Raw genomic sequence first — 23,081 nt, 5'->3', positions numbered from 1 at the left:
GCGGGGCGCGGGCATGCCGGCGGCGCTGCTGGACGGCGTACGGCGCCGGCTCGCGGAGGACGGCGCGGAACCGACGCCCGCGCGGGTTGCGCAGGCCCTGCGCGCACAGGGGCGGGTGCTCGGCGACGCCGAGGTCCTCGGCACGGCCGAGCGGCTCCGGTCCGAGCTGGTCGGCAGCGGGCCGCTGCAACCGCTGCTCGCCGACCCCTCGGTGACCGACGTCCTGGTGTCCGCCCCGGACCGGGTCTGGGTGGACCGGGGCGGCGGACTGGAGCTGACCGCCGTGTCCTTCCCGGACGCCGGGGCCGTGCGGCGGCTCGCGCGGCGGCTCGCCGCCGTCGCCGGACGCCGCCTCGACGACGCCCGGCCGTGGGTGGACGCCCGGCTCCCCGACGGGACCAGGCTGCACGCGGTGCTGCCACCGGTCGCCGTCGGGTGCGCCTGCCTGTCGCTGCGGGTGGTACGGCCACGCGCGTTCACGCTGGACGAGCTGGTCGCGGCCGGGACCGTGCCGCCGGGCGGGGACCGGGTGCTGCGGGCACTGCTGGACGCTCGGCTGTCCTTCCTGGTCAGCGGCGGTACGGGCAGCGGTAAGACCACGCTGCTGAGCGCTTTGCTCGGCCTGGTCGGCGCCGGGGAGCGGATCGTGCTCGCCGAGGACTCCGCCGAACTGCGGCCGGAGCATCCGCACGTCGTACGGCTGGAGGCCAGACCGGCCAACCAGGAGGGCGCCGGCCTGGTGACGCTGGAGGACCTGGTACGCCAGGCGCTGCGGATGCGGCCCGACCGGCTGGTCGTCGGGGAGGTGCGCGGGGCCGAGGTGGTCCATCTGCTGGCGGCGCTCAACACCGGGCACGAGGGCGGCTGCGGCACGGTCCACGCCAATGCCGCCGCGGACGTGCCGGCCCGGCTGGAGGCGCTCGGTACCGCCGCCGGCCTGGACCGGGCCGCGCTGCACAGCCAGCTCGCCGCCGCGCTGTCGGTGGTCCTGCACCTCGTCCGCGACCGCGCCGGGCGGCGGCGGATCGCGGAGGTGCGGGTGCTGGAGAGGGACGCGTCGGGGCTGGTGCGGACGGTGCCGGCGCTGCGGTGGGGCGAGGCGGCGTTCGTGCGGGAACGTGGCTGGGAGCGGCTCAGGGAGCTGCTGGGCGAGGAGTACGGGGGCGTGGACGGTGCGGCATCGGGGCCGGGGTTTGAGGTGGGGGCGAAGCCAAGGCCGGAGCCGGAGTCGGGGTTCAAGCCGGGGGCGGGTTCGGGCCCCCGCTCGGGTGCGGGCCGGTGGGGAGGGGGAGCCGATGGGCGGCGTGGGTGACGTGTCGACGACCGCGGCGGCCCTGGCCTGCCTCGGGGGCGCGGTGTGGGCGGCCGGTGGACGGCGCTCCGGGGCCCGGCGGGTGCGCCTGCTGGTCGCCGGGGGCGGGGCGGCCGGGACCGGTTCGCCGGGCCGCCCGGGGGCCGCCGGGCCCGGAGCGCCACCCGCGCCGTGGGCGAGCGAGGGGCTGCGCCGGCTCCGTGGGCGGCTGCGGCCCGAGTGGTGGTCCCCGGTGGCGGGGCTGGCGCTGGCGGTACTGGGAGCGTCGTTCCTGCCGCTCGTCGTGGGCGCGGCGGGGGTGCCGGTGCTGTGCCGGGTCCGGCGGGCGGGCCGGGCACGGCGGACCCGGGACCGGCGGCAGGACGCGGTGATCGCGCTGTGCGCGGTCCTCGCCGGGGAGGTACGGGCCGGACGGCAGCCGGGGGAGGCGCTGCTGTGCGCCGCGCGGGAGTCCGGCGGGCTCGGTGAGGGGCAGGCCGCGGTGCTGGCGGCCGCCCGGTTCGGCGGGGACGTCCCGGGCGCGCTCGGGGCGGCGGCCCGGCAGCCGGGTGCCGAGGGGCTGCGGGGACTCGCCGCGTGCTGGCGGGTGGCCGTCGACCAGGGCGCCGGTCTCGCGGCCGGCCTGGACCGGCTCGCGGACGCGCTGCGCGCCGAACGGGACCTGCGGGCCGACCTGCGCGCCCAGTTGGCCGGGGCCCGTGCCACGGCCGTGATGCTGGCCGGTCTGCCGGCCGTGGGCCTGCTGTTCGGGGTGGTGCTCGGGGCCGACCCGCTGCGCGTCCTGCTGCACAGCGGAGCGGGACTGGGCTGTCTGCTGGCCGGCGGCGTACTGGAAGGGCTCGGGATGTGGTGGGTGAGCCGGATCGTGCGGCGGGCGGAGGCACAGGCGTGAACGGGGAGTTCGTCCACAGCCTGGGGACGGCCGTGGCACCCCTGCTGCTCGCCGCGTGGCTGGTGCGGTGGGCGTGCGCCGTACGGCGGGAGCGGAGGGCACGGCACCGGTCGGCCGCGCTGCTGCCGCCCGACCGGCCGCCGGCCGCCCCGCGCGCCGATGTGCCCGGCGCGGTCCGCGCCTGGCTGCCGTCGGCGGGCACGGTGGCGGCGGGATGGGCCCTGGCCGGGGACGTCACCGGTGTCCTGGCGGGAGCGGCCGTCGCGGCGGGGTTGTGGTGGTGGCAGCGGAAGCGGCCGGGTGCGGCGCGGGCCGCCGTCCGGGGAGACGCCGTGGCCGCGGCCCGGCAACTTCCCCTGGCCGCCGACCTGGTGGCGGCATGTATCGCGGCGGGAGCCGGGCCGGTGGTCGCCGCCCGGGCCGTGGGGGACGCCCTCGGCGGACCGGTCGGCGACGCGCTGGCGCGCGGCGCGGCGGAGGTCCGGCTGGGTGGCGAGCCGAGCGGCGCCTGGCGCGAGTTGGCGGGGATCGACGGGGCCGCGGCCCTGGCCCGGCTGCTGGAACGCGCCGATGTCTCCGGGCTGCCCGCGGCCGGCCCGGTCGCCCACCTCGCCGAGCGGACCCGCGCGGACCGGGCCCGCGCGACCACGGAACGGGCCCGCCGGGCGGCCGTCACGGTCACCGCGCCGGTCGGCCTGTGTTTCCTGCCCGCGTTCATCGCGGTGGGCGTGCTGCCGGTGGTGATCGGCCTCGCGGGCGGGGTGCTGGGAGGGGGTGGCGGATGACGTCGACGGCCTGAGCGGCGGCAGACGAAGCGGACGAAGCGGTTTCAGCGAACGAAGCGGTCAAGGAGCGAGCAGTGAGTCCCACGGGGGTTGAGATGAGCAGGACGTACAAGACATGCCGGATGGTCCGGGCACGGCTGCGTGTCCTGGTGGGCCGGGCACGCGCGGCGTGCCGGTCGGGCGGAGCCCTGCGGCGGGACGGCGGCATGGTCACCTCCGAGTACGCCATGGGCATCATCGCGGCGGTGGCGTTCGCGGTGGTCCTGTACAAGGTCGTGACCAGCGGCGCGGTCGGCGCGGAGCTGGAGCGGGTCGTGCGGCAGGCGCTCGATGCGCGGATGTGAGCGGGACCCGGACGACGCGGGCGACGGGGGGTTCGTGACCGCCGAGACGGCCGTGGTCCTGCCGGTCCTGGTGATGTTCGCCACGGCACTGGTGTGGGGGCTGCTGGTGGTGGCCGCGCAGATCCAGTGCGTGGACGCGGCCCGGACCGGCGCCCGCGCCGCCGCCCGGCAGGACCCGGCGGACGCGGTCGTCGAGATCGCCCGCCGGGCGGCACCGGACGGGGCGGAGGTCACGGTCAGCCGGGAGCCGGACCGGGTCCGGGTGGCGGTGGTGGCGCGGGCGCCGGTGCTGAGCGGGCTGCCGTTCGAGGTACGGGAGGAAGCGGTGGCGTCGGTGGAGGGGGCGGGACCGTGAAGGGCGGGAGCGGGAGGAGGCCCGAGCGGTGTCCCGACCGGGGTTCCGCCAGTGTCTGGAGCGTCGCGGTCATCACCGTGCTGTGCGTGGTCTTCGGGGTCGTCCTGGCTCTGGGGCAGGCGGTCGTGACCCGGCACCGGGCGGCCGGCGGCGCCGATCTCGCGGCGCTGGCGGCGGCCGGGCGGTGGGCCGGGGGCGGTGCCGGGGCCTGCGCCGCGGCGGACCGGGTGGCCCGGGCCCAGGGAACGCGGATCGTACGGTGCGCGCTCACCGGGCAGGTCGCGGACGTCACGGTTGCGTCGGGGCGGGGCCCGTTCGCGGCGGAGGTCAGGGCACGGGCGGGCCCGGCGGAGACGCCGGCGGCGGCAGATCCGGCACCTGCCCGGGAGCCTGCCCCTGAGCGGACGACACCCCTGGGCCACCGGCAGCCTCGGGGTGTCCCGCCCTCTTCGGAGCGTCTGGCGTTGTCGGGCCACCGGCAGCTTTCGGTGCCTCTGGCGTTGTCGGATCACCCGCAGCCTCGGATACCCCTGACGCCCCCGGGCCACCGGCAGCCTCGGATGCCCCCGCTCCCTCCGAAGCCCCCGCTGTCTCCGAAGCCCCCGCTCCCTCCGATGCCCCCGCTCCCTCCGACGCCCCCGCCGCCCCCCGCAGCAGCACCGTGAGGAGCCGTACCGCCCCCCGCTTGTGCAGCGGCTCGTTGCCGTTGCCGCACTTGGGGGACTGGATGCAGGACGGGCACCCGGCGTCGCACTCGCAGGAGGCGATGGCCTCGCGGGTCGCCGTGAGCCACGTGCGGGCCGTGTGGAAGGCGCGCTCCGCGAAGCCCGCGCCGCCGGGATGACCGTCGTAGACGAAGACCGTGGGGAGGAGGGTGTCCGGGTGCAGGGGGATCGACACGCCGCCGATGTCCCAGCGGTCGCACGTCGCGAAGAGCGGGAGCATGCCGATCGACGCGTGCTCGGCGGCGTGCAGGGCGCCGCCGAGGATCTCCGGGCTGATCCGGGCGGCGTCGAGCTGGTCCTCGGTGACCGTCCACCACACCGCGCGGGTGCGCAGCGTACGAGGAGGGAGGTCGAGTTTCGTCTCGCCGAGGACCTCACCGGTGATCAGGCGGCGGCGGAGGAAGGAGACGACCTGGTTGGTGACCTCGACGGAGCCGTAGCACAGGCGGCCGTCGCCCCAGGGGACCTCGATGTCGGTCTCCAGGACGGAGATGGCGGTGGTGTCGCGGGCCACCGTGGAGTACGGCGGGCTCGCCCGCTCGACCAGGGCGACCGAGTCCTCCAGGTCCAGCGAGCGCACGAGATACGTGCGTCCCTGATGCAGGTGGACCGCGCCCTCGTGGACCGTGGTGTGCGCCGCGCCGGCGTCGACCGTGCCCAGCAGCCGGCCCGTGCCCTCCTCCACGATCTGCACCGGGCGACCGCCCTCGCCGCGGATGTCGGTGAGGTCGGCGGCCCGTTCGCGGCGCGTCCAGTGCCACGCCCTGGTCCGGCGGCGCAGCAGCTTCGCGGCCTCCAACTGGGGGAGGAGTTCCCCGCACGCCGGGCCGAACAGCTCCAGGTCGTCCTCCGTCAGCGGCAGTTCGGCCGCCGCCGCGCACAGGTGCGGGGCGAGCACGTACGGGTTGTCGGGGTCGAGGACGGTGGATTCGACCGGCTGGTCGAAGAGGGCCTCGGGGTGGTGGACGAGGAAGGTGTCCAGCGGGTCGTCGCGGGCGACCAGGACCGCCAGCGCCCCCTGCCCGGACCGTCCCGCCCGTCCCGCCTGCTGCCACAGCGAGGCACGGGTGCCCGGATAGCCGGCGATCACCACGGCGTCCAGGCCGGAGATGTCGACGCCGAGTTCCAGGGCGTTGGTCGCCGCGAGCCCGAGGAGGTCCCCGGAGTGCAGCGCGCGTTCGAGGGCGCGGCGCTCCTCGGGCAGATAGCCGCCGCGGTACGCCGCGACACGCCCGGCCAGCGACCGGTCCACCTCGGCCAGCCGTTCCTGCGCGATGACGGAGATCAGCTCGGCGCCGCGCCGGGACCGGACGAAGGCGATGGAGCGCAGGCCCTGCACGGTGAGGTCGGTCAGCAGATCGGCGGCTTCGGCGGTAGCCGTGCGGCGGACGGGTGCGCCCTTCTCGCCCTCCAGTTCGGTCAGCGGCGGCTCCCAGAGGGCGAACACCAGTTCACCGCGGGGTGAGGCGTCGTCGGCCACCTCGACCACCGGCAGACCGGTGAGCCGGCGGGCGGCCGCCGCGGGCTCGGCGGCGGTGGCGGAGGCCAGCAGGAAGACGGGGGAGGAGCCGTAGCGGGCGCACAGACGGCGCAGCCTGCGCAGCACCTGGGCGACGTGGGAGCCGAACACCCCGCGGTAGGTGTGGCACTCGTCGATGACGACGTACTGCAGCGCCTTGAGGAAGGAGGACCAGCGGGGGTGGGAGGGCAGGATGCCGCGGTGCAGCATGTCCGGATTGGTGAGGACGAGGGTGGCGTACTGGCGGATCCACTCGCGCTCCTCGAAGGGCGTGTCACCGTCATGGACGGCGGCGCGAACGGATGTGCCAAGGGGCCGGGACAACTCCTTCACCGCCCGGAGCTGATCGGCGGCGAGGGCCTTCGTCGGGGCGAGGTAGAGGGCGGTGGCGCCCCGCCCGTTCGGCGCCTCGGAGCCGTCCAGCAGCGTCGAGAGGACCGGCACCAGATAGGCCAGGGACTTGCCCGACGCGGTGCCGGTGGCGACGACCACCGAATCGCCGTCGAGGGCGTGCTCGACCACGCGTGCCTGGTGGGCCCAGGGATGTTCGATGCCCGCGGCCCGTACGGCGGCGAGCACCTCCGGGCGAATCCGGTCCGGCCAGCGGGCATGGCGGCCCGCACGCGGGGGCAAGTGCTCCGTATGAGTGATGCGCGCAGCCCGGCCCGGCCCCGCGGCGAGCCGGTCCAGGACCGTGCCCGGACCCGGCTGGGAGGCGGGGTCCGCCGGGGGTCGATCGGATCGGTGATTCTCGGCCATCGGCATCGAGTCTGTCACTGGCGTGACGGACAATGGGACCAAGGCGTCGTGCACGCCTGCTGGTAAGTGATTGAATGCCATCGCGGCTGGCGAACCGTCCCGGGGGCTCCAAGCCGAGGTAACCCCGAGGGGCGACCGCTCGATAGCAAGGTGCTGGAGGATCCGTGGACCTGTCCCTGTCGACCCGTACCGTCGGCGATCGTACGGTCGTCGAGGTCGGTGGCGAAATTGACGTATACACCGCGCCCAAGCTGCGCGAGCAGCTGGTCGAGCTGGTGAACGACGGGAGTTTCCACCTCGTCGTCGACATGGAGGGCGTGGACTTCCTCGACTCCACCGGACTCGGCGTGCTGGTCGGCGGCCTGAAGCGGGTGCGTGCCCACGAGGGCTCGCTGCGCCTGGTCTGCAACCAGGAGCGCATTCTGAAGATTTTCCGCATCACCGGTCTGACCAAGGTGTTCCCGATCCACACCTCGGTCGACGAAGCGGTCGCGGCCACCGACTGACGACGACCGCCGCCCCGGACCCCGGTGCGGGGCGGCACCGAGTGGAAGCAGGGGGCCGGGCTTTCGGCGGCCCGGTCCCTCGACAGCACGCCCGAAGTTCCGAGGGGGATGCATGGCCACCGTTGAACTCCGCTTCAGCGCGCTGCCCGAGCACGTCCGGACCGCCCGGCTGGTGGCGGCCGCGGTGGCACGCAGGGCCGGAGTGGACGAGGCCGTCCTGGACGAGGTGCGGCTCGCCGTCGGCGAGGCCTGCACCCGGGCCGTGGGGCTGCATCAGAACGGCGGCATCACGGCACCCGTGAAGGTGGCGCTGATCGACGAGGAGAAACAGTTCTCCATCGAGGTCGGCGACGAGGCGTCGCACGCGGCCGTGGGAGGCGCCCACGGCGCCTTCGGCGTCGACCCGGACGCCGACGAGGAGGACGAGATGGGCCTCGCGGTCATCAGCGGGCTCGTCGACGACGTGGAGGTCAGAGCCGGCGCCGACGGCGGGCTGATCCGCATGACCTGGCCGACCACACCGCCGCCGGTGCTGCCGCTCGCCTGACCGTCCCCCCCCGATCGACAGGGCCCTACCGCGTAGGGCCCTTTGTCATGTGCGGAAGGCGATGACCGCGCTTACAGTGGACGCGGAGCAGGAAGTGCAACAGTTCACGATCAATGCTCCTTCTGATTCATTTGATTCACGATCAGCGTTCCGATTGTTCGATCACGCCTATTGATCTCCGTCAGTCCCGTTTCAATGCTTCAAAAGCATTACGGCTTTTCGTTTGACGGGCCGATTGCTTTTGTCATGCACTGTTTAGATCCGGTTCCGGTACCTAGAATCCGTCCACATCTTGAGCTCAGCCCAAGCGTCAAGGAGGACGAATGGCGGAGCTTTCCACCTCACATCAGCTGGCCGTGGAACTGACCGACGGCAACCGCGTGCTCGTCGCCGTCATCGCCGCCGTGGCCCTGGCGGCACTGGTGGTCGCGGGCGTCCTGGTGCGCCAGGTGCTCGCGGCGGGCGAGGGTACCGACAGCATGAAAAAGATCGCGGCAGCCGTCCAGGAAGGCGCGAACGCCTATCTGGCCAGGCAGTTGCGCACCCTCGGCGTATTCGCAGTGATCGTGTTCTTCCTGCTCATGCTGCTGCCTGCGGACGACTGGAACCAGCGCGCCGGACGGTCGATCTTCTTTCTGGTCGGCGCGGCGTTCTCGGCGGCCACCGGATACATCGGCATGTGGCTGGCCGTGCGCAGCAATGTGCGCGTCGCCGCGGCGGCCCGGGAAGCGACACCGGGGCCCGGCGAACCGAAAAAGGATCTCACCCTCGTCTCGCACAAGGCGATGAAGATCGCGTTTCGCACCGGCGGTGTCGTCGGCATGTTCACCGTGGGACTCGGCCTGCTCGGCGCGTCCTGCGTGGTGCTGGTGTACGCGGCCGACGCGCCGAAGGTGCTGGAGGGCTTCGGGCTCGGCGCGGCCCTGATCGCGATGTTCATGAGGGTCGGCGGTGGCATCTTCACCAAGGCCGCCGACGTCGGCGCCGACCTGGTGGGCAAGGTCGAGCAGGGCATCCCGGAGGACGACCCCCGCAACGCCGCGACCATCGCCGACAACGTGGGCGACAACGTCGGCGACTGCGCGGGCATGGCCGCCGACCTCTTCGAGTCGTACGCCGTGACCCTGGTCGCCGCGCTGATCCTCGGCAAGGTGGCATTCGGCGACGCGGGGCTGGCGTTCCCGCTGCTGGTCCCGGCCATCGGGGTGCTCACCGCGATGATCGGCATCTTCGCGGTGGCGCCGAGGCGCTCCGACCGCAGCGGGATGAGCGCGATCAACCGGGGCTTCTTCGTCTCCGCGGTGATCTCGCTCGTCCTGGTCGCCGTGGCCGTCTTCGTCTACCTGCCGGGGACGTACGCGGACCTGGACGGCGTCACCGACGCGGCCATCGCCTCCAGGAGCGGCGACCCGCGTGTCCTCGCACTCGTCGCCGTGGCGATCGGCATCGTGCTCGCCGCGCTGATCCAGCAGCTCACCGGCTACTTCACCGAGACCACCCGGCGTCCCGTGCGGGACATCGGCAAGGCCTCGCTGACCGGGCCCGCCACCGTCCTCCTCGCCGGCATCTCCCTCGGCCTGGAGTCGGCCGTCTACACCGCCCTGCTGATCGGCCTCGGCGTCTACGGGGCGTTCCTGCTCGGCGGCGCCTCCATCATGCTGGCGCTGTTCGCCGTGGCGCTGGCCGGCACCGGCCTGCTCACCACGGTCGGTGTCATCGTCGCCATGGACACCTTCGGGCCGGTCTCCGACAACGCGCAGGGCATCGCGGAGATGTCCGGCGACGTCGAGGGCGAGGGCGCGCAGGTCCTCACCGGCCTGGACGCCGTCGGCAACACCACCAAGGCCATCACCAAGGGCATCGCCATCGCCACGGCCGTCCTCGCGGCGGCGGCGCTCTTCGGGTCGTACCGCGACGCCCTCGCCACCGGCGCGCGGGACGTCGGGGAGCAGCTCGGCGGCGCGGGCGCGCCGCTGACGCTGATGATGGACATCTCCCAGCCCAACAACCTGGTCGGGCTGATCGCGGGCGCGGCGGTCGTCTTCCTCTTCTCCGGGCTGGCGATCAACGCGGTGTCGCGGTCGGCGGGGGCGGTGGTGTTCGAGGTGCGGCGGCAGTTCCGGGAGAAACCCGGGATCATGGACCACACCGAGACACCCGAGTACGGCAAGGTCGTCGACATCTGCACCCGCGACGCCCTGCGCGAACTGGCCACGCCCGGACTGCTCGCCGTACTGGCGCCGGTCTTCATCGGGTTCACCCTCGGCGTGGGCCCCCTCGGGGCGTACCTGGCGGGCGCGATCGGCGCGGGCACGCTGATGGCGGTCTTCCTCGCCAACTCCGGTGGCGCCTGGGACAACGCCAAGAAGCTCGTCGAGGACGGCCACCACGGCGGCAAGGGCAGCGAGGCGCACGCCGCCACCGTCATCGGCGACACGGTCGGCGACCCCTTCAAGGACACCGCCGGACCGGCCATCAACCCGCTGCTGAAGGTCATGAACCTGGTCGCGCTGCTCATCGCGCCCGCCGTGATCAAGTTCTCCTACGGCCCCGACGAGAGCGTCGGCGTCCGGGTGCTGATCGCGGGGTTCGCCGCCCTGGTCGTCATCGGCGCGGTGGTCGTCTCCAAGCGGCGCGGCATCGCCATGGGGGACGAGGACGGCACCGGACGGAAGGCCGAGCCGGGCGACCGGGCGGCGGTCTCCTAGCCGCGGGAGAGACGGCGGTCCGTCAGGAGGCGGGCGGGCGGCGCGGGTTGGCGCGCCGCCCGCCCGCGGCGCACGTCCGTGCGCCGTGTGCCCGGTGACGGTGTGAAGACTCCGTGAGCCTTCTCTCGCCTGGTGCAAATGGCTGCAATAGCGGTCGTATCGGATGTTGGTCACGCGGTTGTCGCCCGGATGGCGTGTATGTTCCGGGGCCGAGAGCCATGGAAGGGACCAATCCGGTGAACAAGAAGCTCGCGGCCGCACTGTCCGGCGGTGCGGTACTGGTACTGGCGCTGACGGGATGCGGCGGCGACGACAACAGCGACAAGCTGAACTCCTGGGCCAAGCAGGTCTGCGACGGCGTACAGCCGCAGGCGAAGAAGATCGAGGCCGCCAACGCCGCGATCCAGAAGCAGACCTCGGACAGCAGTCAGCCCGCCGACGTGCAGAAGACCGACGCGCAGGCGTTCCAGGACATGTCGGACGCCTACAAGGCGATGGGCGCCGCCGTGCAGAAGGCCGGCGCGCCCGATGTCGAGAACGGCGAGAAGAAGCAGAAGGCCGCGGTCACCGAGCTGAACAAGCTGTCCTCGTCCTACGCCTCGCTGAAGTCGCAGGTCGAGGAGTTGGACACCAAGGACCAGGCGAAGTTCGCCGACGGCCTCAAGGATGTCGCCACCGAGCTGAACAAGCTCAGCCAGAGCGGCAGCGACGCCCTCAAGGACCTGGAGGAGGGCGACGTCGGCCGGGCCATGGCCAAGCAGGCCAGCTGCAAGTCCGCGTCCGCCCCGGCCTCCGCGTCCGCCACGACGAGCTGAGGGACGGCACCCGGGCGGCGGGCGCGGCGCGGGACACAATGGGGGCGTGAGTAACGCCGACCTCTCCCCCTTGCCCGCCACCGACCGCCCCGACGTCACCGCCCGGCTCCGGGACGCCCTGCTCGGTGCCTCGTACACCGCCGACGGACTGCTGGAACTGCTCGGCGCCGCCGCCTACGCGGCGCTCTCCCGCAGCGAGACCGTCCCCGCGCTGCGCGCCACGCGCGGGGACGCGCCGCTGGAACTGCTCGTCCGGCTGTTCCTGCTCCAGCAGCCGGTGCCGTACGCGCGCGTGGCCGCGATCCTGCCCGCCGACGCCTGCCTGGAGAGCGGCTGGCTGGTGCGGGCGGGCGACGAGGTGACCGCCACCGTCGACGTTCGGCCGTACGGCGGGGCCGACGGCGAGGACTGGTTCATCGTCTCCGACCTGGGCTGCGCGGTCGGCGGCGCGGGCGGCGTCGGCAGCCGCGCGGAGGGCGTGGTCCTCGGCGTCGGCGGCGCCTCCACCACGCTGGCCGGACTGACCGTCCGTACGCCCGTCGCCGCCGCCCTCGACCTCGGCACCGGTTCCGGCATCCAGGCGCTGCACGCCTCCCGGCACGCCACGCGCGTGACCGCCACCGACGTCAACCCGCGCGCCCTGCACATCGCCGCCCTCACCCTCGCGCTCTCCGGGGTACCCGCCGCCGACCTGCGCGAAGGGTCGCTGTTCGAGCCGGTCCGGGAGGACGAGCGGTACGACCTGATCGTCTCCAACCCGCCGTTCGTGATCTCGCCGGGCGCCCGGCTGACGTACCGGGACGGCGGGATGACCGGGGACGATCTGTGCCGCACGCTCGTGTCGCAGGCGGGGGAGCGGCTGGCCGCGGGCGGGTTCGCGCAGTTCCTCGCCAACTGGCAGCACGTCGAGGGGGAGGAGTGGACGGACCGGCTGCGCTCCTGGGTGCCGCGCGGCTGCGACGCCTGGATCGTGCAGCGCGAGGTGCAGGACATCACCCAGTACGCCGAGCTGTGGCTGCGGGACGCGGGCGACCACCGTGACGACGTGGCCGCGTACCAGGCACGGTACGACGCGTGGCTGGACGAGTTCGAGGCGCGGGGCGTGCGGGCCGTCGGCTTCGGCTGGATCACGCTGCGCCGCACCGACGCCGCCGAGCCCTCCGTCACCGTCGAGGAATGGCCGCATCCGGTCGAACAACCGCTCGGTGACGCGGTCCGGGCCCACTTCGACCGGATCGACTACCTGCGCGCGCACGACGACGCGGCCCTGCTGGAGGCGTGCTTCACCCTGGCCGGCGAGGTCGTCCAGGAACAGGTCGGGCTGCCCGGCGCCGAGGACCCCGAGCACGTCGTGCTGCGCCAGCACCGCGGCATGCGCCGGGCGACCAAGGTCGACACGGTCGGCGCCGGGTTCGCCGGGGTCTGCGACGGCACGATGAGCGCCGGGCGCATCCTGGACGCCATCGCCCAGCTGCTCGGCGAGGACCCGGTACTGCTCCGGGACCGTACGCCCGCGCAGATCCGGCTGCTGGTGGAGCAGGGGTTCATCGAACCGGTGGGGTGAGGCCCGGCGAGGGAGAGGGGGAGAACACGCCCCCGTGCCGTCGACAACCGGCCACTCTCCGCCGCGCCGTTCCGCACCGCGCTGTGCCGCGCCGGGGGAAGGAAGGACGGGGCACCCCCTCGTCCCCTCCCCCTGATCGCGGCGTTCACCCCGGCTTCGCCTGGCCGCCGCCCGCGCGTGTCAGTCTTCCCGGGACGTGGTACTCGCGGACGGGAGACAAGGGGATCGGCAGACCATGGAGCGTGGACCGGCGATCTTCGCGGGAGTGGTGTTCGTCCTGTTCGGAGGCGTCCTGCTGGTGTGGACCGCGTCCCAGGTGCGCCACCGCCGCCCCGTCGCCCAGGGTGTGAGCCCGGTCGCATCGGCGGCCGTGGCCACCGTCGCCGCCGTCCTCGCGCTGCTGCTCGGCGCCTGGTGTCTGACCCGGGCCTGAGCGGCGGGTTCCGCAGGCCCCGGACGCCGCCCGGGGCGTGACCGAGAGATCGCGCTCCGGATACACCCGCACGGGCCCGTGGGCACTCCGGGCGGCAGGAAGAGGGTTAGTCGGGTTACCGTTCGAGTGGCCGTTGCGGGCTTTTCCCGTTTGACACGGGGGCGGGAGGTACCGTCACACTCCGCAGCGTCACGAGCGAACAAGGAAGCAGGACCCGACCCCGGGAGCTAGACCTGGGTCAGTCCCAGGCGTCGACCGGAGAGAAGAGCGAAGTTGTCCCCGACCAGCGAGACCGCAAACGGCGGCCGCCGACTCGTCATCGTCGAGTCGCCTGCCAAGGCGAAGACGATCAAGGGCTACCTCGGCCCCGGCTACGTCGTCGAAGCGAGCGTCGGGCACATCCGCGACCTTCCCAACGGCGCCGCCGAGGTGCCGGAGAAGTACACCGGTGAGGTCCGCCGCCTCGGCGTGGACGTCGACCACGACTTCCAGCCCGTCTACGTCGTCAATGCCGACAAGAAGGCGCAGGTCAAGAAGCTCAAGGACCTGCTGAAGGACTCCGACGAACTCTTCCTCGCCACCGATGAGGACCGTGAGGGCGAGGCCATCGCCTGGCACCTCCAGGAAGTCCTCAAGCCGAAGATCCCGGTCAAGCGCATGGTGTTCCACGAGATCACCAAGGACGCCATCCGGGACGCCGTCGCCAACCCGCGCCAGCTCAACCAGAAGCTGGTCGACGCCCAGGAGACCCGCCGCATCCTCGACCGCCTCTACGGCTACGAGGTCTCCCCGGTGCTGTGGAAGAAGGTCATGCCGCGGCTGTCGGCGGGCCGCGTCCAGTCCGTCGCCACCCGGCTCGTGGTCGAGCGGGAGCGCGAGCGGATCGCCTTCCGCTCGGCCGAGTACTGGGACCTGACGGGCACCTTCGCCACCGGCCGGGCCGGCGACGCGTCCGACCCGTCGTCGCTGGTCGCCCGCCTCCAGACCGTCGACGGCAAGCGGGTCGCGCAGGGGCGCGACTTCGACTCCCTGGGACAGATCAAGGGCGCCCACACCCTCCACCTCGACGAGGCGGACGCCCGCGCGCTCGCCGCCGCCCTGACGGACACCCGCTTCTCGGTCCGGTCCGTCGAGTCCAAGCCGTACCGCCGCTCGCCCTACGCCCCGTTCCGTACGACCACGCTCCAGCAGGAGGCCTCGCGCAAGCTCGGCTTCGGCGCGAAGGCGACGATGCAGGTGGCGCAGAAGCTGTACGAGAACGGCTACATCACCTACATGCGTACGGACTCCACGACCCTCAGCGACACGGCGGTCAGGGCCGCCCGCGCCCAGGTGACGCAGCTGTACGGCGCCGACTACCTGCCCGCGCAGCCCCGGACGTACGCCGGCAAGGTCAAGAACGCGCAGGAGGCGCACGAGGCGATCCGCCCCTCCGGCGACCGCTTCCGCACCCCCGCCGAGACCGGTCTCACCGGCGACCAGTTCAAGCTGTACGAGCTGATCTGGAAGCGGACCGTCGCCTCCCAGATGAAGGACGCCACCGGCAACTCCGTCACCGTCAAGATCGGCGGCACTGCGGCCGACGGCCGGGACGTCGAGTTCAGCGCCTCCGGCAAGACGATCACCTTCCACGGCTTCCTCAAGGCGTACGTCGAGGGCGCCGACGACCCCAACGCCGAGCTGGACGACCGCGAGCGCCGCCTGCCCCAGGTGAGCGAGGGCGACCCGCTGACCGCCGACGAGATCACGGTCGACGGGCACGCCACCAAGCCCCCCGCCCGCTACACCGAGGCGTCGCTGGTCAAGGAGCTGGAGGAGCGCGAGATCGGCCGCCCGTCGACGTACGCGTCGATCATCGGCACCATCCTCGACCGCGGCTACGTCTTCAAGAAGGGCACCGCGCTCGTCCCCTCCTTCCTCTCCTTCGCCGTCGTCAACCTCCTGGAGAAGCACTTCGGGCGGCTCGTCGACTACGACTTCACCGCCAAGATGGAGGACGACCTCGACGCCATCGCCCGCGGCGAGGCCCAGGCCGTGCCGTGGCTGCGCCGCTTCTACTTCGGTGAGGGCACCGGCACGGGTACGGCGGCCGAGGCCGGCAACGGCGACGGGGACCACCTCGGCGGCCTCAAGGAACTGGTCACCGACCTCGGCGCGATCGACGCCCGCGAGGTCTCCTCGTTCCCCGTCGGCAACGGCATCGTGCTGCGCGTCGGCCGCTACGGCCCGTACATCGAGCGCGGCGAGAAGGACTCCGAGAACCACCAGCGCGCCGACATCCCCGAGGACCTGGCGCCCGACGAGCTGAACGTCGAGCTGGCGGAGGAACTGCTCGCCAAGCCGAGCGGCGACTTCGAACTGGGCACCGACCCGGCCACCGGGCACACGATCGTCGCCAAGGACGGCCGCTACGGCCCGTACGTCACCGAGGTGCTCCCCGAGGGCACCCCGAAGACCGGCAAGAACGCGGTCAAGCCGCGCACCGCCTCCCTCTTCAAGTCCATGTCGCTGGACACGGTGACCCTGGACGACGCCCTGAGGCTGATGTCGCTGCCGCGCGTCGTCGGCACCGACGCCGAGGGCGTGGAGATCACCGCGCAGAACGGCCGCTACGGCCCGTACCTGAAGAAGGGCACGGACTCGCGCTCCCTGCAGTCGGAGGACCAGCTCTTCACGATCACGCTGGAGGAGGCGCTGGCGATCTACGCCCAGCCCAAGCAGCGCGGTCGGGCCGCGGCCAAGCCGCCGCTGAAGGAGCTGGGCACCGACCCGGTCAGCGAGAAGCCGGTCGTGGTCAAGGACGGCCGCTTCGGTCCGTACGTCACCGACGGGGAGACCAACGCGACCCTGCGCTCCGGCGACAGCGTCGAGACCATCACCCCGGAACGCGGCTACGAACTCCTCGCCGAGAAGCGGGCCAAGGGTCCCGCCAAGAAGACGGCGAAGAAGGCGACCGCCAAGAAGACGACCGCGAAGAAGGCTCCGGCGAAGAAGACGGCCGCGAAGAAGACCGCGGCCAAGAAGACCACCGCCACCGCGGCCAAGAAGACGGCCACCGCGAAGAAGACCGCCGCGGCCAAGGGCGCCGAGGACTGAGATCCCCCCGCGTCGGCCGAAGTCCGCGGCTTCGCCGAGCGAACGCCCCGGCACCGATTCCGGTGCCGGGGCGCGCGCACGTCCGGGCGGGGCGCGGGTGGTGCCGGCGGCTCCCGCTAGGCTGAACGCATGACGCGAGCCGATCAGCCAACGGCCCCACACCCGGCCCCCGACGCAGCGCTGGTCGCGGACTCCCGCGAGCGCGCCGTCCGTGCCCTGCTGCGCCAGCCGCGGCTGCGGCGGTTGTGGAGCGCCCATCTCGTGGGCGGCATCGGCGACACCCTCGCCCTGCTGGTCCTGGTCCTGCTGTCCGTTCAGGCGGCCATATCGGCGGGCTCGTTCGGGGGCGGCTACCGGGGCGTGGCGTTCGCGGTGGCGACCGTTTTCGCGCTGCGCATCCTGGCGACCGTGCTCTTCGGCGCCGTCCTGCTCGGACCGCTCACCTCGCTCACCTCGCCGGACGGCCCGCTCGACCGCCGCTGGACCATGGTGGGTGCCGACGGACTGCGGGCGGCGCTGCTGATCGTCGCGCCGCTGTGGATCGACTGGACGCCGGACGACGCGCTCGCCGCGCTGCTGGCGACCGTCTTCGTCAGCGGTGTCGCCGAGCGGTTCTGGACGGTGTGCCGGGAGAGCGCGGCCCCCGCGCTGCTGCCCGCGCCGCCCCTGGAGGGCGCGACGGTACGCCCGCTGCCCGACCACATGGACGCGCTGCGCCGCCTGTCGCTGCGTACCGGCTTCGTGGCGGTTCCCCTCGCCGCGGTGGCACTCGTCGTCGCCGGGCTGCTGAACAACCTCCTCGGCGCCGGCCTCGACTGGTTCGCCGAGCACCAGGCGGCCCTCGCCTCGTACGTGGCGGCCGGACTGTTCGCCGCGTCCGTCTCCGTACTGAGCTTCCTGGAGCTGCCCGCGGTGCGCACCCCCCGCGCGCGCTCGCCGCTTGAGGGACTGCGCCGCCCGAAGCGCGGCACGAGCGCCGACAAGGGGCGCACCGGTGTCCTGCCGCTGCTGGTGCTGGCCTGCGCGGCGGTCGCGGGCGCGGTCGGCGCCGCGGTCGCCGTCGCCGTCCTGCACGCCAAGGACCTGGGCGGCGGGCCGGTGCTGTTCGGGCTGGCCGTCGGGGTGCTGACCGGCGGCGTGGTCGCCGGCATCCGGACGGCGCCCGCCCTGCTGCCCTCGCTGTCCCGGCGGCGGCTGCTGGCCCTGGCGATCGCCACCGAGGGGATCACCCTGCTGGTCGCCGGGCTGGTCCCGGACGGCACCACCGTGCTGCTGCTCCTGGCGCTGGCCGGGGCGTGCGCCGGTGTCGCCGCCAACGTCGGGCACGCCCTGCTCGACCAGGAGACCGAGGAGTCCCGCCGGGCCCGGACCACCGAGCACCTGCACGCGTGCGTACGGTTCGTCGTGGCGCTCGCCGCGGTGATCGCGCCCCTGGTGGCGGCGGGCATCGGGCCGCACCGGCTGGAGAGCGGCAGGTTCGTCTTCGCGCACGGCGGCGCCGCGTTCACGCTGATGCTGGTCGGCGCGCTGCTGCTGCCGGTGGCCGCGCTGGTCCTGGCCAAGATCGACGACCGCTCCGGGGTGCCGCTCCGGCACGACCTGCGGGACGCGCTGCTCGGCGGCGACGACCCGGTGCAGGCACCCGCGTCGAACGGTTTCTTCATCGCCCTGGAGGGCGGCGACGGCGCCGGGAAGTCCACCCAGGCGGAGGCGCTCGCCGAGTGGATCCGCGGCAAGGGCCACGAGGTCGTGCTCACCCGGGAGCCGGGCGCCACGCCGGTCGGCAAGCGGCTGCGCTCCATCCTGCTGGACGTCTCCAGCGCCGGACTGTCGCACCGCGCGGAGGCGCTGCTGTACGCCGCCGACCGCGCGGAGCACGTCGACACGGTCGTCCGGCCCGCGCTGGAGCGCGGCGCGGTCGTCATCTCCGACCGGTACACCGACTCCTCGGTGGCCTACCAGGGCGCCGGCCGGGATCTCTCCCCGACCGAGATCGCCCGCATCAACCGCTGGGCGACCAACGGGCTGGTCCCGCACCTGACGGTGCTCCTCGACGTCGCGCCGGAGGCCGCCCGCGAGCGGTTCACCGAGGCGCCCGACCGGCTGGAGTCGGAGCCCGCCGAGTTCCACGCGCGCGTGCGCGCCGGTTTCCTGACCCTGGCCGCCGCCGACCCCGGGCGGTACCTGGTGGTCGACGCGGGCCAGGAGCCCGAGGCCGTCACCACCGCCGTACGGCACCGGCTCGACCGGGTGCTGCCGCTGTCCGAGGCCGAGATCAAGGCCCAGGAGGAGGCGCGCCGCAAGGCGGAGGAAGAGGCCCGGCGCAGGGCCGAGGAGGAGGCCGCCCGCAAGGCCGAGGAGGAGCGGCTGGAGCGGGAGCGCCTCGCGGAGCTGGAGCGGCTGCGCAAGGAAGAGGAAGAGCGCAAGCGGCGCGAGCTGGAGGAGGCGCAGCGCCGCGAGGCCGAACGGCAGGCGGAGGAGGCCCGGCAGCGGGCCGAGGAGGCGCGCCGCAAGGCCGAGGAGGAACGGCAGCGGCTGCTCGCGGAGGAGAAGGCGCGGGCCGAGGAGGAGGCCCGGCGCAAGGCCGAGCAGGAGCGGCTGCGCAAGCAGGCCGAGGAAGAGGCGCGGCTGCGGGCCGAGGCCGAGGCGCGGCGCCTGGAGAAGCAGCGCAAGGCCGAGGAGGCGCTGCTGCGGGCCGAGGAGGCACGCCGGGCGGCGGAGCAGGCGGCGGCAGCGGCGGCGACCGGGCCCCGGCCCACCCCGCCGCCCGCGGCGGGCACGCCCCGGCGGCCGGCGCGGGACGACTTCGCGGACCGCCCCGGTAGCGGGGAGCGCGTCAGCCTCGCCAAGGACCAGCACCCCGGGGCCTCCGAGGCCGAGGTGACGGCCGAACTGCCGCTGCCGCCGGCGGCGCCGGTCTCCCCGGCCGCGTCCGGCACGCCGAGCGAGGCGGAGGAGACGGCGGTCCTGCCGGCGGTACGTCCGGGTGAGGCCGAGGTGACGGCCGAGCTGCCGTCGGTCGCGCCGGGTGGTGCGGCGGAGGAGACGGCGGTGCTGCCTCCGGTGGCGCCGGGTGCGGCCGACGAGACGGCGGTGCTGCCGCAGGTGCGGGAGGACGGGCCGGCCGACCGGGTTCCGCCCGGGTACTTCCGGGACGAGCAGCGCGACGCCGGGCGGGACCGGGCCGACGGGGGCGAGGAGCGTACGCGGGAACTGCCCCAGGTCGACCCCGCCGACGCGCCGCAGGCCACGCGCCGCAGGCCCCGGCCGGACTGGGCCGAGGAGACCCCGCTGGACGACCTGCCGACCCTGGCGGACGAACTGCTCGGCCCGCGCGACGACGGTGACGACGACGGGCGCCGGGGGCGGGGTGGCCGGGGGCGCTGAGCCCTCGGCGCGGTCCGCCGTCGGCGGTCGCCGAGCGTGCCGGGTGCCGCGGGCGGCTCCGCGCACCGGCTTAGGGCCTGTCGTTCGGACCAGGTCGCGGGGAATCGGCTGCGTCTTCCCCGCGTCTGCGGCGTGATCCGAACGACAGGCCCAGGCCGCTCGGCGGCGTCCGTTGTCAGTGGCCGCGTCCACAATGAAAGGGGCGCGGCAGGCACGGGATGCTGCGCGGGAAGACGGCCCGGGTTCCGAGCGCGGGACGGGCAGCGGACGGAAGGACGGCGTGACCCATGACCGTATGGGACGACCTGGTCGGACAGGAGAAGGTGAGCGAGCAGCTCACCGCCGCCGCCCGCGACGCCGACGCCCTCGTCACCGCCGCCGCGGCCGACACGCCGCCGCCCGCCTCGTCGAAGATGACGCACGCCTGGCTGTTCACCGGCCCGCCCGGCGCCGGGGTGAACCAGACGGCACGGGCCTTCGCCGCCGCGCTCCAGTGCGTCAGCCCCGACCGGGCGCTGGGCGGCGTCCCCGGCTGCGGATTCTGCGACGGCTGCCACACCGCGCTCGTCGGCACCCACGCGGACGTCAGCACGGTCGCGGCCGTCGGCGCGCAGATCCTCGTGGACGACATGCGCGACACCGTCCGCAAGTCGTTCACCTCGCCGGCCAACGGCCGCTGGCAGATCATCCTCGTCGAGGACGCCGAGCGGCTGAACGAGAAGTCGGCCAACGCCGTCCTCAAGGCCGTCGAGGAACCGGCCCCGCGCACGGTCTGGCTGCTCTGCGCCCCCTCGATCGAGGACGTCCTGCCCACGATCCGCTCCCGCTGCCGCCACCTGAACCTGCGCACGCCCTCCGTCGCCGCCGTCGCCGACATGCTCGTCCGCCGCGACGGCATCGAGCCGGACGTCGCCGCCTCCGTCGCACGCGCCACCCAGGGCCACGTCGACCGGGCCCGGCGGCTGGCCACCGACCCGGCCGCCCGCGCGCGCCGCGCCGCCGTGTTGAAGCTGCCGCTGCGCGTCGAGGACGTCGGCGGCGCCCTCAAGGCCGCCCAGGAACTGGTCGACGCGGCGAGCGAGGACGCCAAGCAGCTCGCCGAGCAGGTGGACGGCAAGGAGACGGAGGAGCTGAAGGCGGCGCTCGGCGCGGCCCAGGGCGGCCGGATGCCGCGCGGCACGGCGGGTGTGATGAAGGACCTGGAGGACATGCAGAAGCGGCGCCGGACCCGTACCCAGCGCGACAGCCTCGACCTCGCCCTCACCGACCTCACCGCCTTCTACCGCGACGTCCTCGCCCTGCAGCTCGGCTCCCGGGTCGCCATCGCCAACGCCGACGCGGAGGACGCCCTGGAGCGGCTGGCCCGCTCCGGCACCCCGGAGGCCACCCTGCGCCGTATCGAGGCGATCGGCGCCTGCCGCGAGGCCCTCGACCGCAACGTGGCACCGCTGCTGGCCGTGGAGGCGATGACGATGGCACTGAGAGCGGGCTGAGCGGGCCCCGACGGCGGGCGGGCTGGGCGGGCCCCGGCAGCGGGGCGGGGCGCGGCACGGTGGGGGAGGCGCGGTGGGAGAGGCGCGGTGGGGCGGGCCCGGACGCCGGGTAACTCGTCCGTGGCACATCGACCACGCACGGCGCCCGAGCCGTCGCCGAGCGTTACGCTCGCTGGATGCACACAAGGCGCACTCTCCGCAGAACCCGCACCGGTCTCGCCCTCCTCGCCGCCGCGCTGCTCACCGCCGCCTGCTCCGCGTCGGGCGCGACGACCTCGGCGGCGTCGGCCTCGGGAGCGACGCTGGCCGCGCTCCCGCGGGCCACGCCGTCGGCGCTGTCGCCGTACTACGGGCAGAAGCTGAGCTGGCGGGAGTGCGGTGTCCCCGGTTTCCAGTGCGCCACGATGAAGGCGCCGCTGGACTACGCCGAGCCGTCCCGGGGCGAGGTCCGTCTCGCCGTGGCCCGCAAGAAGGCGACGGGACCGGGGAAGCGGCTAGGCTCGCTGCTGGTGAACCCCGGCGGGCCGGGCGGTTCGGCGGTCGGCTACCTCCAGCAGTACGCCGGCATCGGCTACCCCGAGGAGGTCCGCGCCCGCTACGACATGGTGGCCGTCGACCCCAGGGGCGTGGCCCGCAGCGAGCCGGTGGAGTGCCTCGACGGGCCGAAGATGGACGCCTACACGCGGACGGACACCACCCCGGACGACGAGCAGGAGACCGAGAAGCTCGTCGACGCCTACAAGGACTTCGCCGAGGGCTGCGGCGCCGACGCCCCCGAGCTGCTCCGTCATGTCTCGACCGTCGAGTCGGCCCGCGACATGGACCTGCTCCGCGCGGTGCTGGGCGACGAGAGGCTCACGTACGTGGGGGCGTCGTACGGGACGTTCCTGGGGGCGACGTACGCCGGGCTGTTCCCTGACCGGGTCGGCCGCCTGGTGCTGGACGGGGCGATGGACCCGTCCCTGTCCGCGCGGCAGCTGAACCGGGAGCAGACGGCCGGCTTCGAGACCGCGTTCCGGTCCTTCGCGAAGGACTGCGTCCGCCGGTCCGGCTGCCCGCTCGGCGGCCCGGGCACCACCCCGCGCCGGGCCGGCGACGCCCTCAAGGCGTTCTTCGGCAAGCTGGACACCCGCCCGATCCGCACCGGCGACGGCCGCGTCCTCACCGAGTCCCTGGCCACCACCGGCGTCATCGCGGCCATGTACGACGAGGGTGCCTGGCCCCAGCTGCGCGAGGCGCTGACGGCGGCGATGAGGAAGGGCGACGGCGCCGGCCTGCTGGCCCTGTCCGACAGCTACTACGAACGCGACCCGGACGGCGCCTACAGCAACCTCATGTCCGCCAACGCAGCCGTGAACTGCCTCGACCTCCCGGCGGCCTTCTCCACCCCGGACGAGGTCCGCGCGGCGGTCCCCGACTTCGAGAAGGCGTCCCCCGTCTTCGGCGAGGGCCTCGCCTGGGCCTCCCTGAACTGCGCGTACTGGCCGGTCCAGCCCTCCGGGGAACCGCACCGCATCGCCGCCGCGGGTGCCTCCCCGATCGTCGTGGTCGGCACTACCCGGGACCCGGCGACCCCGTACCGCTGGGCCGAGTCCCTCGCCGCCCAGCTCTCCTCCGGCCGCCTCCTCACCTACGACGGCGACGGCCACACCGCCTACGGGCGCGGCAGCTCCTGCATCGACTCCGCGATCAACACCTACCTCCTGCGGGGCGCGGCCCCCGCCGACGGCAAGCGCTGCTCGTAACCCCCGCGGCACCGGCCCCGGGACCGCCCGGGGCCGGTACGAAGCACCCCCGGAAACTGTGTAGACTTACCGACGTCGCTGATCGCACCATGGTGC

Annotated in this window: 16 protein-coding genes and 1 pseudogene; 16 read left to right on the top strand and 1 reads right to left on the bottom strand. The window is 74.0% G+C overall.

The features are described from left to right. Window positions 1-13 precede the first annotated feature (13 nt). The 6 genes and pseudogenes from Sdagh_RS17720 to Sdagh_RS17695 all read left to right on the top strand — a co-directional run. On the top strand, window positions 14-1,312 hold the full coding sequence (locus tag Sdagh_RS17720) for a TadA family conjugal transfer-associated ATPase (protein ID WP_190077034.1): 1,299 nt from the start codon (window positions 14-16) through the stop codon (window positions 1,310-1,312). Beyond that, on the top strand, window positions 1,296-2,204 hold the full coding sequence (locus Sdagh_RS17715; RefSeq protein WP_190076961.1) for a type II secretion system F family protein: 909 nt from the start codon (window positions 1,296-1,298) through the stop codon (window positions 2,202-2,204). Before Sdagh_RS17720 ends, Sdagh_RS17715 begins: the two co-directional genes overlap by 17 nt. After that, on the top strand, window positions 2,201-2,989 hold the full coding sequence (locus Sdagh_RS17710) for a type II secretion system F family protein (protein ID WP_189421925.1): 789 nt from the start codon (window positions 2,201-2,203) through the stop codon (window positions 2,987-2,989). The genes Sdagh_RS17715 and Sdagh_RS17710 overlap by 4 nt, the downstream gene beginning before the upstream one ends. Window positions 2,990-3,084: 95 nt before the next feature. Then, window positions 3,085-3,333, top strand: coding sequence for a DUF4244 domain-containing protein (locus Sdagh_RS17705; protein ID WP_226535277.1), 249 nt, complete (start codon window positions 3,085-3,087; stop codon window positions 3,331-3,333). Continuing rightward, complete coding sequence (locus Sdagh_RS17700; protein ID WP_189421926.1) at window positions 3,320-3,688, top strand: TadE family type IV pilus minor pilin; 369 nt, start codon at window positions 3,320-3,322, stop codon at window positions 3,686-3,688. The genes Sdagh_RS17705 and Sdagh_RS17700 overlap by 14 nt, the downstream gene beginning before the upstream one ends. Then, window positions 3,685-4,074, top strand: a pseudogene (locus tag Sdagh_RS17695) (Rv3654c family TadE-like protein); the annotation flags it as partial. The gene Sdagh_RS17700 and the pseudogene Sdagh_RS17695, both read left to right, overlap by 4 nt. Here the strand turns inward: Sdagh_RS17695 and sftH are convergent. Continuing rightward, on the bottom strand, window positions 4,016-6,772 hold the full coding sequence (gene sftH, locus Sdagh_RS17690; protein WP_190076960.1) for a DEAD/DEAH box helicase: 2,757 nt from the start codon (window positions 6,770-6,772) through the stop codon (window positions 4,016-4,018). The pseudogene Sdagh_RS17695 and the gene sftH overlap by 59 nt on opposite strands. Window positions 6,773-6,855: 83 nt before the next feature. Between sftH and bldG the strand changes: the two genes are divergently transcribed. The 10 genes from bldG to Sdagh_RS17640 all read left to right on the top strand — a co-directional run bounded on the left by bldG (window position 6,856) and on the right by Sdagh_RS17640 (window position 22,985). After that, window positions 6,856-7,197 carry an anti-sigma factor antagonist BldG gene (gene bldG, locus Sdagh_RS17685; RefSeq protein ID WP_005475923.1) on the top strand — a complete coding sequence of 114 codons (342 nt, stop codon included), beginning with the start codon at window positions 6,856-6,858 and terminating at the stop codon, window positions 7,195-7,197. A 112-nt stretch (window positions 7,198-7,309) separates the two neighbouring features. Then, window positions 7,310-7,744, top strand: a complete 435-nt coding sequence (locus Sdagh_RS17680) for an ATP-binding protein (protein WP_189421928.1) — start codon at window positions 7,310-7,312, stop codon at window positions 7,742-7,744. A 323-nt stretch (window positions 7,745-8,067) separates the two neighbouring features. Next, a complete protein-coding gene (locus tag Sdagh_RS17675) occupies window positions 8,068-10,452 on the top strand; it encodes a sodium-translocating pyrophosphatase (protein WP_226535267.1) in 2,385 nt (794 codons plus the stop codon). Window positions 10,453-10,670: 218 nt separating this feature from the next. Continuing rightward, window positions 10,671-11,267 (top strand): small secreted protein, encoded by a 597-nt coding sequence (locus Sdagh_RS17670; protein ID WP_189421929.1) that lies wholly within the window; start codon window positions 10,671-10,673, stop codon window positions 11,265-11,267. Window positions 11,268-11,313: 46 nt separating this feature from the next. Beyond that, the gene (locus Sdagh_RS17665) at window positions 11,314-12,831 is read left to right on the top strand and encodes a DUF7059 domain-containing protein (protein WP_189421930.1); all 1,518 of its coding nucleotides are present in this window, start codon (window positions 11,314-11,316) and stop codon (window positions 12,829-12,831) included. 235 nt (window positions 12,832-13,066) lie between these two features. Further along, window positions 13,067-13,264, top strand: coding sequence for a hypothetical protein (locus Sdagh_RS17660; RefSeq protein ID WP_189421931.1), 198 nt, complete (start codon window positions 13,067-13,069; stop codon window positions 13,262-13,264). Window positions 13,265-13,537: 273 nt separating this feature from the next. Then, window positions 13,538-16,360, top strand: coding sequence for a type I DNA topoisomerase (gene topA, locus Sdagh_RS17655; RefSeq protein WP_190076959.1), 2,823 nt, complete (start codon window positions 13,538-13,540; stop codon window positions 16,358-16,360). 129 nt (window positions 16,361-16,489) lie between these two features. Next, window positions 16,490-19,747, top strand: coding sequence for a dTMP kinase (tmk, locus tag Sdagh_RS17650; protein ID WP_189421933.1), 3,258 nt, complete (start codon window positions 16,490-16,492; stop codon window positions 19,745-19,747). A 287-nt stretch (window positions 19,748-20,034) separates the two neighbouring features. Continuing rightward, complete coding sequence (locus Sdagh_RS17645; protein WP_189421934.1) at window positions 20,035-21,240, top strand: DNA polymerase III subunit delta'; 1,206 nt, start codon at window positions 20,035-20,037, stop codon at window positions 21,238-21,240. A gap of 176 nt (window positions 21,241-21,416) precedes the next feature. Further along, window positions 21,417-22,985: an alpha/beta hydrolase gene (locus tag Sdagh_RS17640; RefSeq protein ID WP_190076958.1), complete on the top strand. Its 1,569-nt coding sequence runs from the start codon at window positions 21,417-21,419 to the stop codon at window positions 22,983-22,985. Window positions 22,986-23,081: the final 96 nt, after the last annotated feature.

This window comes from Streptomyces daghestanicus (assembly GCF_020521275.1).
Taxonomy (GTDB): domain Bacteria; phylum Actinomycetota; class Actinomycetes; order Streptomycetales; family Streptomycetaceae; genus Streptomyces; species Streptomyces griseoviridis.
The sequence above is the reverse complement of the archived record's forward strand: the minus strand, read 5'-3'. Positions and strand labels throughout refer to the sequence as shown.

Coding starts and splice junctions, on each gene's coding strand:
- Sdagh_RS17700 (WP_189421926.1), top strand. CDS start 3,320: ATGCGCGGATGTGAGCGGGACCCGGACGACGCGGGCGACGGGGGGTTC.
- Sdagh_RS17660 (WP_189421931.1), top strand. CDS start 13,067: ATGGAGCGTGGACCGGCGATCTTCGCGGGAGTGGTGTTCGTCCTGTTC.
- Sdagh_RS17680 (WP_189421928.1), top strand. CDS start 7,310: ATGGCCACCGTTGAACTCCGCTTCAGCGCGCTGCCCGAGCACGTCCGG.
- sftH (WP_190076960.1), bottom strand. CDS start 6,772: ATGGCATTCAATCACTTACCAGCAGGCGTGCACGACGCCTTGGTCCCA.
- Sdagh_RS17705 (WP_226535277.1), top strand. CDS start 3,085: ATGAGCAGGACGTACAAGACATGCCGGATGGTCCGGGCACGGCTGCGT.
- Sdagh_RS17675 (WP_226535267.1), top strand. CDS start 8,068: ATGGCGGAGCTTTCCACCTCACATCAGCTGGCCGTGGAACTGACCGAC.
- tmk (WP_189421933.1), top strand. CDS start 16,490: ATGACGCGAGCCGATCAGCCAACGGCCCCACACCCGGCCCCCGACGCA.
- Sdagh_RS17720 (WP_190077034.1), top strand. CDS start 14: ATGCCGGCGGCGCTGCTGGACGGCGTACGGCGCCGGCTCGCGGAGGAC.
- Sdagh_RS17645 (WP_189421934.1), top strand. CDS start 20,035: ATGACCGTATGGGACGACCTGGTCGGACAGGAGAAGGTGAGCGAGCAG.
- Sdagh_RS17715 (WP_190076961.1), top strand. CDS start 1,296: ATGGGCGGCGTGGGTGACGTGTCGACGACCGCGGCGGCCCTGGCCTGC.
- Sdagh_RS17640 (WP_190076958.1), top strand. CDS start 21,417: ATGCACACAAGGCGCACTCTCCGCAGAACCCGCACCGGTCTCGCCCTC.
- Sdagh_RS17670 (WP_189421929.1), top strand. CDS start 10,671: ATGGAAGGGACCAATCCGGTGAACAAGAAGCTCGCGGCCGCACTGTCC.